General features: G+C 69.7%; 1 protein-coding gene. It reads right to left on the minus strand.

What is annotated here, in order from left to right; genetic code table 11:
• Positions 1–13: 13 nt before the first annotated feature.
• The gene (locus ACSQ2G_RS23855; RefSeq protein WP_436030095.1) at positions 14–958 is read right to left on the minus strand and encodes an IS110 family transposase; all 945 of its coding nucleotides are present in this window, start codon (positions 956–958) and stop codon (positions 14–16) included.
• Positions 959–1,152: the final 194 nt, after the last annotated feature.

A 1,152-nucleotide genomic window follows, 5' to 3' on the forward strand; every position in this document is an offset into this window, starting at 1 on the left:
TGAGCAACTGTGTTTATCGGGCGTATTGGGGGTCCCAGGCCTGACCTGAGCGCAGCAGGGCGACGATGATGCCGAGCATGCGGCGGGCGACGGCGATGATGGCCATCTTGGGGCTCTTTCCGTTGGCGATGAGGCGCTGGCGGAAGGCCTTGAGGGCGGGGTTGCTGCGAGCGGCGGCCAGGGCGGCCATGTAGACGACGCGGCGGACCTCGGCCCGTCCGCCCCAGATGGCGCGCTTGCCCTTTCGCTTGCCGCTGTCGTCGTCGAACGGCGCCAGGCCGACCAGGGCGGCCAGCTGTCGCCGGTCGAGCTGGTCGATCTCGGGGACCAGGCCCAGCAGGGTCTGGCTGAGGATGGGGCCGGCGCCCTTGAGCGACTGGATCAGGCGGTCCTTGCGGGCCATGGCCTCGTCGTTGGCGACCAGTTGGGCCAGCCGCCGCTCGATCAGCAGGATCTCGGCGGCGATGCGCTTGAGCCGCCGGCCGGCCATCCGGCGCAGGAGCGGATCGACGACCAGCCGGACCTGGGCTTCCAGGCGGATGCGGTCTTCGGTCAGCTGGCGGCGGGCGGTGATCAGTTCGGCCATCTGTTCGGCCAACGGATCATGGTGCGGCGCGCGGGTCGGCAGCTGGTCGGTGAAGCGCGCCAGCATCAGGGCGTCGGCCACGTCGTTCTTGGCCAATTTGCCCAGGGCCCGGGCGTACTGGCGCAGCCGGTAGGGATTGACCAGCCGCACCGGCAGGCCCGCCACGCGCAGCGCCCTGACCAGCGGGCGTTCGTAGCCGCCGCTCGGCTCCAGGCCGATGGCCCGCACCGTCCAGGCGCCGCAGCGCTTGATCAGCGCCGCCCAGCCGGCCGGGTCATTGTCGAACTGGAGGATCTCTCCGGTCGGCAGCATCGCCACGTCCAACCGTTCCTGGCAGACGTCGATGCCGATCACACATTCGTCCTGGTTCATCTTCGGCGTCCCATCCTTGCGTGCGGGGTCTTGTCCCGGGCAACTGTTCGGGTTCAGGAAGAAGATGACCGCGGCCCCAGCTCATCCACGGCGTGCAGGCCTCAGGGGTAACGGGCTCGCGGTCACCGCCACGGGCCGGGCCATGACCCGGCCCGTGGCGACCACAACTCTGACAGATTCCAGACACGCAAGGG

The organism is Caulobacter sp. LjRoot300 (genome assembly GCF_964253875.1).
Taxonomy (GTDB): Bacteria; Pseudomonadota; Alphaproteobacteria; order Caulobacterales; family Caulobacteraceae; genus Caulobacter.

What these genes read in the sequence shown, in the direction of transcription:
- ACSQ2G_RS23855 (WP_436030095.1), bottom strand. Translation starts at nt 958, where the DNA reads ATGAACCAGGACGAATGTGTGATCGGCATCGACGTCTGCCAGGAACGG.